Source organism: Kangiella sp. (assembly GCF_048265365.1).
GTDB lineage: Bacteria > Pseudomonadota > Gammaproteobacteria > Enterobacterales > Kangiellaceae > Kangiella.
On record NZ_JBLXBT010000001.1, the window covers coordinates 1,891,919 to 1,907,490 of the forward strand.

The window sequence follows — 15,572 nt, forward strand, 5'->3', positions numbered from 1 at the left end:
AATTTACTAAATAAGACTCTTACTAAATAATTTCTGATAATTGTTTGAGGTGATTTCACATAATTCGTCATACGTAACGTGATGCAGATCAGCAACAAACTGCCCTACTTCTTTAACGTAAGCGGGCTGATTAGTTTTGCCACGATAAGGCACCGGTGCCAAATAAGGCGAGTCGGTTTCAATTAATAATTTATCTAGAGGAATATTGCGACAAACTTCCCTGAGTTCTTCGGCATTCTTAAAAGTTACGATACCAGAGAATGAAATATAGAAACCCAACTCTAGTGCCGCTTGCGCCATTTCGAGACTTTCAGTGAAGCAATGTAAAACTCCCCCGCACTCTTGTGCTTTTTCTTCGCGAAGAATATCAATCGTATCCTGACGGGCATCTCGAGTGTGGACGATAACCGGCAAACCTGCTTGTCGCGCAGCACGAAGGTGCTTGCGGAAACTTTCTTGCTGTAGCTTATGATTTTCAGGATCTTTATTATAGAAATAATCTAATCCGGTTTCACCAATTGCGACTACTTTAGGATGCTTAGACTTCTCCACTAACAAATCAACGTCAGCTTCAGATACGGCATCATAAAGTGGATGAATTCCAACCGAGCAGGAAATGTCATCATTGGCTTCTGCAATCATGCGCACATCATCGAACTTATCGATGGTGATGCCAACACACAGCATGTGTTTAACGCCACGTTCGCGCGCGAAGTCTAGAGCTTTATTGAGGTCATTATCGTATGCACCCAGATCAAGACGATCCAGGTGGCAATGTGAATCTATTAGCATAAGAAATTAATTTGTGGGATGGGTTACATCGTATGAGTAGGTTTATCTGAATCCAATCGGCCAGCTAGCAAGTTCTCAATTTTGTTTTTAGTTTGACCATTGTCTTGATCGCTGAATTGAATTCCGATACCGGCACGCTTGTTACCTTGCGAACCAATAGGCGTGATCCAGACAACTTTACCGGCAATAGGTAATTTTTCTGGCTCATCAATAATGGCAAGAAGCATAAAGACGTCGTCGCCCAAGTTATATTCTTTATTGGTTTGAATAAAGATACCGCCATTCTCCAGGAATGGCATATAGGCTTTGTAGAGGTCTTCTTTGTCTTCGACATGGATGGTTAATATGCCGGGACCGGTTCTTTCTATCCGCATTGGGTAACTGCCTTAATCGTGAAAGTCTTAATAACCATTAACCAGTTTCTAATATAATTAATCTAACGGTTTGTATTTACTGGCAATTTGGGTGACAAAAATCAACAAGCTTTGCCACGATGCCATTAGATTAACGGGACTTTTTTGCTTAATCAACCGTTGGAGCTCATTTATTTTCTCCAACAACATCAACCAGCCTTGTCCATTTATGGCTTTAGCCAGCACTTCAAGTTCCTGCTTTTGCTGCATAAAGAGTAAATCAGCCTGTTTGCCAGCTTGTTGAATCAGTAGAATATCGCGCACCATCAACTGCATCCAAAACACTGCATCGGCCACATCTTCATGCCAAAACTGGGCCATTTGAATGGGGGTATTGCTTCCCTGGACCAAGTCATTCATCTGTACGATGAACTCGGCATATTTCAGTGTATCACCATTAACCCCAAAGTCTTCAGCTTTATAAGGTGCTTGCGGAAACAGATTCAGAGCAGCCTCAAGAGCCTGGCTCAGGCTACCCTGACGCTCCATCAACCATTGTTTAACCCCTTCCTGATCATCAACACTCAGTGATAATAACTGGGCACGACTACGAATGGTCGGTGGAACACCTTGCAACTGTGAAGTTTGCAGGATAAGCAGAGTATTCTCTTGCGGCTCTTCCAGGGTTTTAAGCAGTGCATTAAACGAGCTCGCATTCATGGCCTGAACATTAGTAATATTAGAGACTTTCCAGCCGCCCTGATGCGATGATTCCTGCATTGAGGTAATCAACTCTCTCACCTGCCCTACTGAAATCTGCGTCTTTTCGGGCTCAATATCCAGCAGGTGATAATCAGGGTGATGGCCTGCATCAAATAAAAAACAGCTTTTACACTCACCACAGGCTTCGTCTTGACGGTTTAGGCATAACAACCATTGAGCCAGAGCCTGAGCAAAATTTTCGCGACCAATCCCTTCTGGCCCCATTAACAGAACAGCGTGTGGCAATGAGCCCTGCTGGAATTGATCCTGCACTCGCTGAAAACGACTTTGGTTCCATACTTCAACGGATGTCATGAGCCGGAGACCTGCTGCTGATAGAAATTAATAAGCACCTGCTCAATCTGCTGTTGAACCTCTTCTAAACTACCGCGCGCATCGACAATCTTGACGCGTTCAGGCTCTTGCTGAGCAATCTGCAAATAGCCATCACGCACCTGTTCAAAAAACTCGACTTTTTCTTCTTCGAAACGATCAATCGGGCCTCGCTCCTGCGCGCGCGACAAACCGACCTCAACCGGTAAGTCCAACAGTATCGTCAAATCAGGTTTAAAACCTTCCAGCACCCACTGATCCAGCGCGACCAGTTTATCAAGGCCAAGCGCTCTGCCCGCCCCCTGATACGCAAAGCTGGCATCACTGAAACGATCACACAACACCCATTGGCCTTGTTCAAGCGCTGGTTTAATCTTTTGGCTGACATGCTGAGCTCTTGCAGCGTACATTAACAGTAGCTCACTTTTAGCATCAACCTGCTCTTCTCGTTGAGACAAAAGCAGTTCTCGGATCTCTTCAGCAAACGGCGTCCCGCCTGGCTCACGCGTATGCAGTAGCGCAATATTCTTTGCTTCGAACCAGGCTTTGATAAAAGCGATGTTAGTGGATTTGCCAACACCTTCAGTGCCTTCAATTGTGATAAATTTACCTGTCTTTTTATCCATCATTAATCCAAACACCGCTATCGATTTAATTGGTATTTACGAACAGCACGATTATGCTCTTCTAAGGTTCGACTAAATTGATGACTGCCATCACCCTTGGCCACAAAGTACAAAGTATCGCCGGACTGTGGATTTAAAGCAGCCTGAATCGCTTCTCGACCGACCATAGCAATCGGTGTTGGCGGCAAGCCACGGTGGACGTAAGTATTCCACGGATGAGGATTTCGAATATCCTTGTAACGAATGTCGCCATCGAACTCAGGCAACAAACCATAAATAATGGTTGGGTCAGTTTGTAGCAGCATATTCTTTTCGATACGACGCTTAAAGACACCGGATATTTCAGGGCGCTCCGCTGGAACTGCGGTCTCCTTTTCAATAATCGAAGCCATGATTAAAGCTTTGTATCGCGTGTCATAAGGTAAATCATCGGCTCGCTTAGGCCACTCTTCGTCTAATACCGTTTGCAGGCGAGCATAAGCTCGCTTCAGAATATCCAGGTCAGAATCGCCCTTAATAAACTGATAAGTATCCGCATAAAACATGCCTTCAGGATGTTGTTGGCCAACAAACTGCAAGGCGTCAAAAATTACATCGTATTCCTGGCTGTAATCGATCTCATGCGTTAAATCTGTGTTGATCTCCAATGCGATCAACAACTCATAAATATTGGAACCTTCAATTACTGAGAACTGATACTTGATGACATCGCCAGCGACCAGTTTTTGCAACACATCCACCGCAGTCATATCAGATGTGATTGCATAGTTGCCTGCTTTAATGGAACGCAGTTCAGGTTTCAATTTAAGCAGCAACTGATAGTAATAGAATTGCTTAATATTGCCGTCCTGCTGCCATTGGCGGCCAAGACTATAGGCGCTGGTGCCTTTTTTAACATCCAGTTCTTGCTCGATACCCAGCGGCTGTTGCATAAAGTCCTGAAAGCCATTCCACAAGTACCAGGTGACACCCGAAAAAATTAGGACAATCAGAATAAAAAAGGTCAATATTGGTTTTTTCATTAATACTCTTTAGATCAATTATTGTAGTAAGAATTGTTATGCATCACTCTAAAATGCAGACTGGCGGTAGCTTAGAGCTAATTTCTGCCAATCGGGATAAAGCTTATAATCAGTTGAGCCAATGACGCTCACAGGAATAATACCGACTATTGCATTAGATACCAAGCAGTAGCGAGCTGAAGCTACATCTTTGTGAGTTATCTCGGCCTCTACAAAATTAGACTGGTTATTTAACAACCAACGACGAACCGTACCGTTAACTCCGGCCTGGTCTAACTTTGGCGTCTGCCACTGCTCATTAAGGTAAAAATAGATATTCGATTTAGTGCCACATATCACTTTGTTGTTGAGCCTCATAATGCCATCGAAACATTCCTGCGGAACTTCCTCAGCCGCCAGCACCTCAGCCAGTCGATTGCAATGCTTTACGCCAGCTAGAGCAGGATGAATAATCGGTGGTGTTGAACAGATAGATAAACCAACACCAGAATCAAAACTTGCTGAATTTTTAATAGGTGACCAGCTCAAGACACGCCGCACCTCAGGTGAGTCAGGCGCTTTATAGCCTCTCATCCCCGAGCCTCGACTAATCGTTAACCGCACAACACCATCGACAGATTGCGAAACTTGCGACTGTTCTTTTACGAAAGCCTGTAATTCAGCTTCAATCAAAGTTAAGTCCAGAGGTCGGAAACCAAGCCGTTCAGCACTAAGCATCAAACGCTCAGCATGCAATGCCCAATGCTCAACGCGACCATCAGTTACTTTAATGGTGGTGAAAAATGCATCGCCATATAGCAGGCCGCGATCGGTGATCGTTATCTCCTGACAAGGTTGACCATTGAGCCATATCTGGCCAGATGAAATGTTAGCGTCTTTCGAATTCATCAAAGCATTCTAATGTAAAAACGAACAAGATACAGCGCAAATTTGAAAGCTCTTCTTTAAAAGCCAGACAGCAAAAAGGCCCTCAATTGAGAGCCTTTGTGCGGGTTAACTAAACTCACTTACTTTAACTTACTAAACACCAATGAACCATTAGTGCCGCCAAAACCAAACGAATTACACAAGGTATGTTCAATTTTAGCCTGGCGTGCAGTATGAGGCACATAATCCAAATCACAGCCTTCACCTGGGTTATCCAGATTCACTGTTGGTGGCGCCACCTGATCCTGTATCGCTAATACGCTGAAGATAGCTTCTACGGCACCAGCAGCACCGAGCAAGTGTCCAGTCATAGATTTGGTTGAGCTAACCATAACTTTACGCGCGGCATCACCAAATACAGCTTTAACAGCTTGGGTTTCGGCGATATCGCCTACCGGAGTTGAAGTACCATGCGCATTGATATATTGAATATCTTCTGGGTTCAGACCTGCATCATTTAATGCATTGCGCATAGAGCTAGCCGCACCTTCACCATCAGCTGGCGGCGAAGTAATATGGAAGGCATCAGCACTCATACCAAAACCGGTTACCTCTGCATAAATTTTGGCACCACGTGCTTTGGCATGCTCATAGTCTTCCAGCACCATCACACCAGCACCATCACCCATCACAAAACCATCGCGGTCTTTATCCCACGGGCGCGAAGCCGCATGAGGATCATCGTTGCGAGTGGAAAGTGCTTTGGCCGCAGCAAAGCCGCCAAGAGAAACTGGCGTCGAGCCTTTTTCAGCGCCACCAGCTAGCATCGCATCGGCATCACCATAGGCAATCATTCGCGCTGCGTGGCCAATAGAATGCACGCCTGTTGTACAGGCAGTAACGATAGAAATATTAGGGCCTTTCAAGCCATATTTGATCGACAAGTGGCCTGAAATCATATTGATAATCGAGCCTGGAATAAAGAAAGGAGAAATTCGGCGCGGGCCACGCTCATGATTCAAAATGCTGGTTTCTTCAATGGTGGTCATGCCACCAATACCAGCACCCACACAAGCACCAATGCGACTGGCATTTTGCTCGGTCACTTCCAGACCTGAATCTTCCCAAGCCTGAGCACCAGCAACGATACCGTATTGAATAAAGATATCCATTTTACGTGCATCTTTTTTGGCCAATACTGGCTCAGCATCAAAGTCTTTTACCGAACAAACGAATCGGGTACTTAAATTGCTGGCATCAAAGTCCTCGATCATATTGGCACCGCTTTTCGATGCTAATATTCCATCCCATGAATCTTTAATAGTGTTACCAAGCGGGCTTAACATGCCTAAACCGGTAACTACAACTCTACGTTTACTCAAGGAACTTACCTCTCGTTCAGGGTCTGTTGACCTTTATACAGTTATCAGCTCTGCCGAAAACCTTACTACTCAACAGAACATTGCTTCAGCCACAGACAGGGCTTATTTGTCGCCCAGATTTTTTTAAGCTATAAAAACACAAATGGGCAAAATACTTTCGTATTTTACCCATTTTACATTCGCTAACTATTACGAATAAATTGCAGACGAGTTAAATTACGCGTCAACATTCGCCTTAATGTAGTCAATAGCGGCTTGTACTGTGTTGATTTTCTCAGCTTCTTCGTCTGGAATCTCAGTATCAAACTCTTCTTCAAGAGCCATAACCAATTCAACGGTATCCAATGAATCCGCACCTAAGTCATCAACAAAAGAAGCTTCAGCAGTCACTTCTTCTTCTTTAACACCTAATTGCTCAACAACGATGTTTTTTACGCGTTCTTCGATAGTACTCATCTGTTTTAAATCCTCTTGTATATCACAGTATTATACTGCGACGGTAGTTTAGTTAACTCCAGCAAACTTGCAAGTTTAAATTCACTTTTTTAGCAAAGGTCAGACCTGCATCAAGTTTTGCATAATAGCAGAATTGGCCGCTATTTTAATATGACAGTTTGTTAATTTAAAGCTGTTATATAACCAATATCCTAAACCAGGCTCGGTTGGCATAACTGCTTTAAACCATATGCATACCACCATTAACGTTAATCGTTTCGCCAGTAATGTACCCTGATTCTTCAGAAGCCAGGAAGTTCACGGCGTTAGCAATCTCTTCTGGCTGACCTAAGCGAGCCATAGGGATCTGGTCAAACATGGCTTGTTTTTGGTCATCATTAAGCGCTTTGGTCATGTCGGTATCAATAAAGCCCGGCGCAACCACGTTGACGGTAATTCCGCGTGAACCCACTTCACGAGCCAATGATTTCGAGAAACCAATCAAACCGGCTTTAGCGGCTGAATAGTTAGCCTGACCTGCGTTGCCCATGGTGCCAACTACAGAGCCGATAGTAATGATGCGGCCCCACTTTGATTTCATCATGCTGCGTAAACAGGCTTTTGACAGACGGAAGATTGAAGTCAGATTAGTGTTGAGAATACTCTCCCACTCCTCGTCCTTCATACGCATAAGCAGGTTGTCACGAGTGATACCCGCATTATTAACAAGAATATCCGGAGTGCGGCCATGTTCGCCTTTAATGGCGTCTAAAACGCTTTCGATGCTCTCTGGGTCAGTGACGTTAAGCGCCATGCCAACGCCATTCAAACCAGCAGCTTTAAAGTTTTCAGTAATTTTTTCAGCACCGCTTTCAGATGTTGCGGTACCAATAACCGTAGCGCCCGACTGGGCTAAGCGGTGAGCAATAGCTTGGCCAATACCACGACTGGCGCCTGTCACTAATGCAATTTTATCATTCAAACTCATGGTGTATTTCCTTTCTGATGTATTCTATCTTGTCAGTAGAACTTAATTCTGTGATCAGGCTGAAAGCGCTGCTTCAAACTTATCTAAACTGGCTAATGGCGCAGCGTTTAGCTCGCGGTCTATGCGCTTCGCTAAACCACACAACACGTTGCCCGGTCCGCATTCGAATAAGTTTAGAGCGTCTTCTGATTTTAGTTTTTGCACCGTCTCGGTCCAGCGAACAGGGTTGTACAGCTGACGAATCAATGCATCTTTAATGGCTTTAGGATCGGTTTCAACGGACACATCCACGTTATTGATCACTGGAATGGTCGGAGTATTGATATTGATGCTTTCAAGCATATGAGCAAGCTTTTCCGCCGCAGGACGCATCAAAGCACAATGAGAAGGAACACTGACTGGAAGCGGTAAGGCACGCTTAGCGCCAGCAGTTTTACAGGCTTCCATGGCACGCTCAACGGCATCGGCACTGCCCGCAATCACGACCTGGCCAGGAGAGTTATAATTAACCGCCTCAACCACTTCGTCTTGTGCTGCAACAGCACAGGCATCACGAACCTTTTCATCGTCCAAGCCAATGATAGCGGCCATTTTGCCGGTACCGGCAGGAACAGCTAACTGCATGAATTGGCCACGAGCTTCTACTAACTTAACGGCATCGCCTAGCTCTATCACACCAGAAGCCACCAAAGCACTGTATTCGCCTAGGCTGTGACCCGCTAAGAATGCTGGCTTAGTGCCGCCTTCCTGCTGCCACAAACGCCATAAAGCAACACTGGCTGTTAACAAAGCTGGCTGGGTGAACTCAGTTTGGTTCAACTTGCCCTCTTCATCCTTTTGCACCAGCTGCCAAAGATCGTAGCCCAAAGCTTCCGAAGCCTCAGCGAAAGTGTGTTCGATAATAGGATATTTTTCAGCAATATCGCTAAGCATACCAACCGCCTGCGAACCCTGACCTGGAAAGATAAATGCTGTTTTACTCATAATTAAATCTTTTTATTCAATAAGTTATTTGATTTATTTAAAGCTGATTCTCATAAAGCATCAGCAGCGATTTATGTCGTTAAATGATCTAAAGCACTGTATTAAGATCAAAAGCGGTACCCCTAGGGCAGGATCTGCGTCACGACGCACTCTACAAATGATTCTGCAACTCTCAGCACTACCGAAAAAGAGCTAGACAATGCTGAGGCGAGACATCAATGTTTGAAAAGCGCGGCGTTGAGTCCACTCAATAACAAGCTTTTCAAACATTCGATAACAAAGCCTCAGCGCCGTATTAGCTCTTTTGATCAATATCTTATAAGGGCTGAACCCCAAGTAAATCCACCCCCAAAACTCTCCAACAAGCACACATCACCGCGCTTAATACGACCATCTTCAATCGCTTCGCACATGGCCAACGGAATAGAAGCGCTGGATGTATTACCGTGACGATCAACCGCCACCACGACTTTATCCATCGAAGCGCCGAGCTTCTTGGCTGTGGCTTGAATAATACGGATGTTTGCTTGATGAGGGATCAACCAGTCAATATCTTCTTTTTGCATATTGTTGGCTTCGAGGGTTTCATCTACGATTTGGCTCAGTGTTTTCACTGCAACCTTAAAAACTTCATTACCACGCATAACGATTTGCGGTTCCGGGAACTCGCCCAATTGGCCTCTTAGGCCGTTATTACAGTACAGTAGGTCGCCATAACCACCGTCTGCATGGATATGCGTCGATAGGATACCTGGCTCTTCACTTGCTGTAACTACCGCAGCGCCTGCACCATCACCGAAAATCACACAGGTTGAACGGTCATCCCAGTTCACCAGACGCGATAGCACTTCTGTGCCGACTACTAAGACGTTTTTGCGGTGGCCGGTTTTGATGAATTGGTCAGCGATGCTTAAACCATAAACAAAACCTGGGCAGGCAGTGGTGATATCAAATGCTGGTACGCCGCCAATGCCTAATGCGTGGCCAATATAACAGGCGACACTTGGGAACATTTTATCAGGCGTTGCGGTGCCGACGATGATCATGTCGATATCTTTTGCTTCAATGCCTGAGTTGGCAATGGCTTTCTTTGCCGCTTCGAAACCTAAGTCAGAGGCTGACTGGTCGTCGGCAGCGATATGACGCTTTTTAATACCGGTGCGATCTGTGATCCACGCGTCAGTGGTATCGACCATTTTTTCAAGATCGGCGTTCGTTAAAACCTTTTCCGGCAAATAGCTGCCCATACCAAGAATTTTAGAATATTTCACACTTAACTACCCTTTAATCATTCACCGGATATTTATCTACAAACGACTCATTTACTGACTTTGTGAGAAAAAATCCACTGAGTATCTACAAATCTTAATGGCCACCTGGATCTTAAGAGCATACTTCAATAGATTAATGATCTATCGGTAATACCAGGTGACTTACTTTATTCTGGATTTCCTGAGGAACTTGACGCTCTATCTCTGAAATCGCTTTATTTATAGCGCACAAAGTCGCTTTGATATCAGCAGAACCGTGACTCTTGATCACAATTTCGCGTAATCCTAACAGACTTGCCCCATTATACTGGTCGGGGTTGATGCGCTTTTGGAAACTTTTTAAGACCGGTTTTACCATCGCCGCAATCAGCTTGCTGCGCCAATTACGAGTAAATTCAACCTTCAGCTGATCATACAGGAAACGAGTAATGCCTTCACAGGCTTTCAGAACATTATTACCGGTAAAGCCATCACAAACTATAACATCAACATCGCCATTAAAAATCTGGTTTGCTTCAATGAAACCAACGTAATTGATTTCCGCTTGTTTGCTCAAGATATCACCGGCTAACTTAATGCTATCACGGCCTTTAGATTGCTCTTCACCGATATTCAATAAGGCTACTTTAGGATCATCTATGCCATCCACCGCCTGACACAACACATGGCCCATCATGGCAAAACTGGTCAGTTGTTCTGCGCTAGCGTCAATGTTAGCGCCAAGATCCAGCATATGGCTGACGGTGCCCTTCTTGTTCGGAAGTTCTGCAACAATCGCCGGACGTTCAACACCAGGCAGGGTTCCGATCAGAATGGTCGCCAAAGCCATCAAAGCGCCAGTATTACCCGCACTTACGCATGCATCAGCCACATCATCGCAAACGAGCTGCAAGCTGACGCGCATACTGGAATCGGATTTATTACGAATGGCCTGAGACGGCTTTTCATCCATAGCAATAACTTCGGACGCATGCTGAATACGCAAACGGTCACCGAAAGTATCAAATGCTTGAGGATTGAGTTGAGAGACCTGTTTTTTGACCTGTTCTTGATGGCCAACCAGGTAAATAGTGATATCAGAATGGAATTCCAGCGCTTTTAAAGCCGCTGGAATTATAACTGAGGGGCCATAATCGCCCCCCATACAATCAATTGCTAGAGTTTTAGTCACGGGAACAGGTCAACATAAATCGGTTGTTAACAGTAAACTTATCATTGTTTTAGCCAGCATTGAAACCAGCAATCAATAATAAATTGTTTCGAACCAAACTCTTATCTTCGTTAGGAGTTCTGAGAAGAACTCTCTAAAAAAGAATTAAACGACTTTGCGACCTTTATAAAAACCATCTTTAGTCACGTGGTGACGACGATGGATTTCACCAGTTTCACTTTCAACTGATAATGTTGGTGCGCTCAAAGTGTCGTGTGAACGACGCATGCCACGCGTAGAGCGTGTTTTACGATTCTTTTGTACGGCCATTAGCGTTCTCCTGCTTAATCAAACTTTAAATCTTTTAAGGCATTAAAAGGGTTACCCTTTTCCGCCTGCTCAATTGATTCTTCTGGAAGCTCGCCTGATTGGTAGGCCTCCAGCTCTTTACACTCACCAAATAAAGGAATGAGTGGTAGTGATAAAATCAGCTCGTCTTCTACTGCTGATTTTATATCTAATCCGTCTTCGCCAACAAGCACTGGCTCCACATCATCTGGGGCATTGTTCATTTGCTCTTCCGAATAAACCGGACGCAAAACTGCTTGCCGATCAAGTTTGAACACAAAAGGTTCAGTACAGCCCTGACATACTAATTCGACCTCACCAGTGATAGCCACATGCAGTGAAGTTGTACGAGTGTCTTTAACCCTCTCACCATTGATTTTACAGTGAATTTCGCCTTTTGAAGAATGCAACAACTGGCGAAAACGCTCGAAATAATCAATCTCAAGGGTGGCATCAATTTCTTTGCCCTGGTCCACAAATTTATTGGGACTAAGCGATGCCGGGAACCTGCGACTTGACATAGGCGCGCAATAATACATATATCTTGTGGTCTAGTCAAAGCAAACCCGCTATTTTTAAGCAATTTTCGCCTATTTGATTGCTTTTTTAGATAATTCTTACACAATTGGCCCTAAGCAACTGATTCTCTAATGAAAAGCCGGAATAAAAACACTGATGAATAAGCCGAAAGACCGCATTATCCTCGCCTCCTCTTCGCCTTACCGAAAAGAGCTTTTGAGTCGAATCTTAGAAGGTTTTGGCACTATATCACCCGATATTGACGAAACGCCCTTCCCCGATGAAGAACCGATTGAGCTGGTAGCACGTCTAGCGCAACAGAAAGCCCTTGCAATAGCGGTTAGTCATCCCGAGGCACTGGTCATTGGCTCGGATCAGGTGTGTGTTCTTAATAATCAGATAGTCGGTAAACCAGGCACTATGGATAAAGCCATTGAACAGCTTAAAGCCTGTTCCGGTCAAACCGTTACTTTTTACACCTCTTTATGTGTGACAACAGGACAAGATGCATCCCAGGAAACGACCGTCGTTGCTACTAAGGTGCATTTTCGCCAGCTTACTGATAAAGAAATAACGGCTTATCTTGAAAAAGAACAGCCCCTCAATTGCGCAGGCTCATTTAAATGTGAAGGCTTGGGAATTGTGCTGTTTGAGGCTATTGAGTCCAAAGACCCGACTGCCCTGATAGGATTACCATTGATAGCGCTGGCAACCAGACTCAGAGAGTTTGGAGTGAAGTTAATTTGAACATACTCATTAGTTAAATAAAGTAGTCGAAGGGCTTATCCACAACTTTCTAATCAAAGTAGTACTTAATCTGGTCTATCAGGTTTCTGCATGACTGCAAGTAAGCACCGCCAAAAAGATTATAGTGGTTCAGGTAGTGATACAAATTATAAATCGCTATTTTCTGAGGGTAGGCGCTGGTTCTGGGGTAGATTGAGTCGTAGCCTTCATAAAAGCTTTCACTAAAGCCACCAAACATCTCACTCATGGCTAAATCTACTTCACGATCACCATAATAGACTGCGGGATCTATCAGCCAGGGGCCTTGCTCATCAAACAGGACATTGCCTGACCATAAGTCACCATGTACTAAGCTTGGGTGAATACAATGCCGGTTGAGCCAGGTTTCCAATAAATCTTTGCGCTCAAGAATGGGCTCCTCAAGCAGACGTTTTACTTTGGGGTCTTTAATCAAATTAGTTTGATAGAGTAGACGCTGTTGAATAAAGAACTTTCCCCAATGCTCAAAGCGCCCATTCACCTGCGGGTTGAGTCCAATATAGTTATCTTCTTCCAGTCCATAATGTGGAGCTTTAATTTTATGTAAATGAGCGAGCCCTTCACCAAGCTGATTCATTGACTGTGGACTCCAGGCAAAACTGTTAACTTGCTGCAACACCATCTGCTCATCAGACACTGATTCAATATTGGGGATGTTTAGATAAGGAACCTGATACTTTTGAATAGCATTACGCAACAGTTCCAGCCCCTTCGCCTCTTGGATAAGCTGGTCAGTAAACTGAGAACGGTTACTTTTATAAAACATAGCTTTCTATATTGGTTGGTTAAGCAATGGTTAGGAGTCGATCAATAGCTGTCGATAAATGGCCAAGCTTTCATCATCGTAGCAACAGAAAATGATTTCTTTTAACGATTCGGTATTACTGACAAACATTTTACAGACATTGACGGCAATAGCTGCCGCCTGTTGTTTTGGATAGCCATAAACCCCGGTGCTGATGCAGGGAAAGGCAATGCTTCTCAGTTTTTTTTGTTCCGCCAGTTGTAAGGAATTCATATAACAACTCGCTAATAGTTCAGCTTCATTCTCATTGCCACCCTGCCAGACGGGTCCCACCGTATGAATGACGTGTCTAGCTGGAAGGTCATAGCCGTTAGTTAATTTGGCTTCACCCGTTTCGCAGCCACCTAAAGTTTTGCACTCTTGCAGCAACTCGGGGCCAGCGGCGCGATGAATGGCTCCATCCACTCCGCCACCTCCAAGCAAGCTTTTCTTTGCCGCATTCACTATGGCATCTACATAAAGCTGAGTAATGTCACCCGCATCTAGCCTTAACGTCATTCCGAATCCTTCCTGTCACTTATAAAATTTTTGATAAGCCTCTCTATCTATAGCATATTCCAGCGCATCGATATCAAACAGAGTTATCTTTTTGTTGAATGACTCACCCAGACGTTCTGCAACTTTAATGGATGGCGTATTATCAGGTTGGATCATGCTTATAATGCGCTCCTGGTTCAGTTCTTCAAAACCATAACCAATGATCGCTCGACCAGCTTCGGTAGCATACCCTTTGCCCCAGGCACTTTTGTGTAACACCCAGCCCGCCTCTATTGCCGGCCAGCCTTCAGGTTTTATAAGCCCAGCGCGACCCACAAACTGTCCGCTACTCTTTTCTTCCAGCGCCCACTGGCCATAGCCATTGAGCATCCAATGACCCGCCATGGTAGCCATACTGCGCCAGGCATCATGTTTAGACATGGGTTTGCCGGAAAATAGATAACGGGTTACGTCAGGATCTGCCATCATTTCATAATAAGCAGACAAATCAGATTGCTGATAATGACGCAAAATAAGGCGCTCGGTTTCGAGCACAGGTAATTTAATAACAGTATCTTTGGAAGTCTTCACAGAAAATTGAGCTCTCAGGTATTAAGTTGCAACAAATAGTTCTACAATCTTACAAAAGGTCTACTGGAATGAACACTGTTATGAAACACTTTCTATTATCTATATTGACAGCACTACTGATGGCTTTCAGCTTTTCTGCAACAGCTGAAACAAGTTGGGTTGGTGCCTTGGCGCCAGATTTTAAGCTACAGGACCAAAATGAAGAGTGGAAAAGCCTTGAAGACTATAAAGGGCAATGGCTGGTGCTGTATTTCTACCCAAAAGACGACACCCCTGGCTGTACTACTGAAGCGAAAAACTTCCGTGATGGCTATAAAGACATTAAAGCGCTTAATGCGGATGTGGTTGGCGTATCGTTAGATGACGTTGAGTCACACAAATCGTTCGCAGAAATTCATGGCTTACCTTTTAGTATTCTGGCTGATGTGAATAAAGAAGCTGCCACAGCTTATGACGTTTTAGGCGGTTTTGGTCCAGTCGAATATGCCAAACGCCAAACCTTCATCATCGATCCTGAAGGCAACATCGTTTACCACTATGATGATGTAGATCCCGATACGCACATGAAAGATGTGGTCGCTAAATTAAAAGAACTTAAAAAAGGCCTGGCTGAATAACAGCAGGCCTAGGCTACCTTGGTTGTCTTACTTGATTCAAATTGAATCACTCTATCGTCGCTAATATCTAGAGCCAGAGTTTTCTGCTCCATCAATTGCTTTAGCTCTTTTACATCGATTTTGAAATATGAAGCTACATCGCTATCAGTTACAACCGCAACCAGCTTGCGACGATTTTTACCTCTAAACCTGCGTTCATTGACCTTTGCCCATGTTAAAAATATCACTCCAAGCAAAACAATAATCTGGAGATAGATGAGCAAAATATTGGCAAACTCTTTATAGCCACCCAACTCAATCATGTGGTTATAAAAGAGTTCAAAACCAAAGTACCAGGCAACCAGACTTATCAGTGGTTGCCAAAGGTAAAAAGTTATTGCCCAAAAGATAAAAGTCACACTTAGATAGGTAACCTTATGATGAGTTTTAAGTGCATCCGGCTTATCAATAATTAAATCTTGCAT

At 44.3% G+C, this 15,572-nt stretch carries 20 protein-coding genes; 2 read left to right on the forward strand and 18 right to left on the reverse strand.

Features of this window, described 5'->3' with window-relative positions; all coding sequences use genetic code 11:
• Window positions 1-6: 6 nt before the first annotated feature.
• The 14 genes from ACN0VI_RS08740 to ACN0VI_RS08805 all read right to left on the reverse strand — a co-directional run bounded on the left by ACN0VI_RS08740 (window position 7) and on the right by ACN0VI_RS08805 (window position 11,834).
• The gene (locus ACN0VI_RS08740; protein ID WP_417446474.1) at window positions 7-792 is read right to left on the reverse strand and encodes a TatD family hydrolase; all 786 of its coding nucleotides are present in this window, start codon (window positions 790-792) and stop codon (window positions 7-9) included.
• Window positions 793-815: 23 nt separating this feature from the next.
• A complete protein-coding gene (locus ACN0VI_RS08745) occupies window positions 816-1,166 on the reverse strand; it encodes a PilZ domain-containing protein (RefSeq protein ID WP_018624994.1) in 351 nt (116 codons plus the stop codon).
• A gap of 57 nt (window positions 1,167-1,223) precedes the next feature.
• Window positions 1,224-2,222 carry a DNA polymerase III subunit delta' gene (gene holB, locus ACN0VI_RS08750; RefSeq protein WP_331892320.1) on the reverse strand — a complete coding sequence of 333 codons (999 nt, stop codon included), beginning with the start codon at window positions 2,220-2,222 and terminating at the stop codon, window positions 1,224-1,226.
• On the reverse strand, window positions 2,219-2,866 hold the full coding sequence (gene tmk / locus ACN0VI_RS08755; protein ID WP_417446475.1) for a dTMP kinase: 648 nt from the start codon (window positions 2,864-2,866) through the stop codon (window positions 2,219-2,221). Before tmk ends, holB begins: the two co-directional genes overlap by 4 nt.
• A 17-nt stretch (window positions 2,867-2,883) precedes the next feature.
• Window positions 2,884-3,888, reverse strand: a complete 1,005-nt coding sequence (gene mltG / locus ACN0VI_RS08760; RefSeq protein ID WP_331892316.1) for an endolytic transglycosylase MltG — start codon at window positions 3,886-3,888, stop codon at window positions 2,884-2,886.
• A gap of 48 nt (window positions 3,889-3,936) precedes the next feature.
• Window positions 3,937-4,776 carry an aminodeoxychorismate lyase gene (gene pabC, locus ACN0VI_RS08765; RefSeq protein WP_417446476.1) on the reverse strand — a complete coding sequence of 280 codons (840 nt, stop codon included), beginning with the start codon at window positions 4,774-4,776 and terminating at the stop codon, window positions 3,937-3,939.
• A gap of 119 nt (window positions 4,777-4,895) precedes the next feature.
• On the reverse strand, window positions 4,896-6,137 hold the full coding sequence (gene fabF, locus ACN0VI_RS08770; RefSeq protein ID WP_331892313.1) for a beta-ketoacyl-ACP synthase II: 1,242 nt from the start codon (window positions 6,135-6,137) through the stop codon (window positions 4,896-4,898).
• 216 nt (window positions 6,138-6,353) lie between these two features.
• Entirely contained in the window at window positions 6,354-6,593 is a 240-nt protein-coding gene (gene acpP, locus ACN0VI_RS08775) for an acyl carrier protein (RefSeq protein WP_012801122.1), read from the reverse strand.
• A gap of 220 nt (window positions 6,594-6,813) precedes the next feature.
• A complete protein-coding gene (gene fabG, locus ACN0VI_RS08780; RefSeq protein ID WP_331892311.1) occupies window positions 6,814-7,560 on the reverse strand; it encodes a 3-oxoacyl-ACP reductase FabG in 747 nt (248 codons plus the stop codon).
• Between the two features lie 54 nt (window positions 7,561-7,614).
• Window positions 7,615-8,544: an ACP S-malonyltransferase gene (fabD, locus tag ACN0VI_RS08785; RefSeq protein WP_417446477.1), complete on the reverse strand. Its 930-nt coding sequence runs from the start codon at window positions 8,542-8,544 to the stop codon at window positions 7,615-7,617.
• Between the two features lie 308 nt (window positions 8,545-8,852).
• Window positions 8,853-9,815, reverse strand: a complete 963-nt coding sequence (locus ACN0VI_RS08790; RefSeq protein ID WP_417446478.1) for a beta-ketoacyl-ACP synthase III — start codon at window positions 9,813-9,815, stop codon at window positions 8,853-8,855.
• A gap of 133 nt (window positions 9,816-9,948) precedes the next feature.
• Entirely contained in the window at window positions 9,949-10,986 is a 1,038-nt protein-coding gene (plsX, locus tag ACN0VI_RS08795; protein WP_417446479.1) for a phosphate acyltransferase PlsX, read from the reverse strand.
• A 144-nt stretch (window positions 10,987-11,130) separates the two neighbouring features.
• On the reverse strand, window positions 11,131-11,295 hold the full coding sequence (gene rpmF / locus ACN0VI_RS08800; protein WP_331891705.1) for a 50S ribosomal protein L32: 165 nt from the start codon (window positions 11,293-11,295) through the stop codon (window positions 11,131-11,133).
• 14 nt (window positions 11,296-11,309) lie between these two features.
• Window positions 11,310-11,834, reverse strand: a complete 525-nt coding sequence (locus tag ACN0VI_RS08805) for a YceD family protein (RefSeq protein WP_331891706.1) — start codon at window positions 11,832-11,834, stop codon at window positions 11,310-11,312.
• A 154-nt stretch (window positions 11,835-11,988) separates the two neighbouring features.
• On the opposite strand from ACN0VI_RS08805, the gene ACN0VI_RS08810 reads away from it, so the two are divergent.
• Window positions 11,989-12,579: a Maf family nucleotide pyrophosphatase gene (locus ACN0VI_RS08810; RefSeq protein WP_331889888.1), complete on the forward strand. Its 591-nt coding sequence runs from the start codon at window positions 11,989-11,991 to the stop codon at window positions 12,577-12,579.
• A gap of 49 nt (window positions 12,580-12,628) precedes the next feature.
• On the opposite strand, the gene ACN0VI_RS08815 is transcribed toward ACN0VI_RS08810, so the two are convergent.
• The 3 genes from ACN0VI_RS08815 to ACN0VI_RS08825 are packed head-to-tail and all read right to left on the reverse strand — an operon-like array spanning window position 12,629 to window position 14,491.
• Entirely contained in the window at window positions 12,629-13,384 is a 756-nt protein-coding gene (locus ACN0VI_RS08815) for a fructosamine kinase family protein (RefSeq protein WP_417446480.1), read from the reverse strand.
• A gap of 30 nt (window positions 13,385-13,414) precedes the next feature.
• Complete coding sequence (locus ACN0VI_RS08820) at window positions 13,415-13,921, reverse strand: O-acetyl-ADP-ribose deacetylase (protein WP_417446481.1); 507 nt, start codon at window positions 13,919-13,921, stop codon at window positions 13,415-13,417.
• A gap of 15 nt (window positions 13,922-13,936) precedes the next feature.
• Window positions 13,937-14,491, reverse strand: coding sequence for a GNAT family N-acetyltransferase (locus tag ACN0VI_RS08825; protein WP_417446482.1), 555 nt, complete (start codon window positions 14,489-14,491; stop codon window positions 13,937-13,939).
• Between the two features lie 68 nt (window positions 14,492-14,559).
• Here ACN0VI_RS08825 and ACN0VI_RS08830 point away from each other — a divergent pair, with 68 nt between their 5' ends.
• Window positions 14,560-15,108: a peroxiredoxin gene (locus ACN0VI_RS08830; RefSeq protein ID WP_417446483.1), complete on the forward strand. Its 549-nt coding sequence runs from the start codon at window positions 14,560-14,562 to the stop codon at window positions 15,106-15,108.
• Between the two features lie 8 nt (window positions 15,109-15,116).
• On the opposite strand, the gene pgaD is transcribed toward ACN0VI_RS08830, so the two are convergent.
• On the reverse strand, window positions 15,117-15,572 hold the full coding sequence (gene pgaD, locus ACN0VI_RS08835) for a poly-beta-1,6-N-acetyl-D-glucosamine biosynthesis protein PgaD (RefSeq protein WP_331889898.1): 456 nt from the start codon (window positions 15,570-15,572) through the stop codon (window positions 15,117-15,119).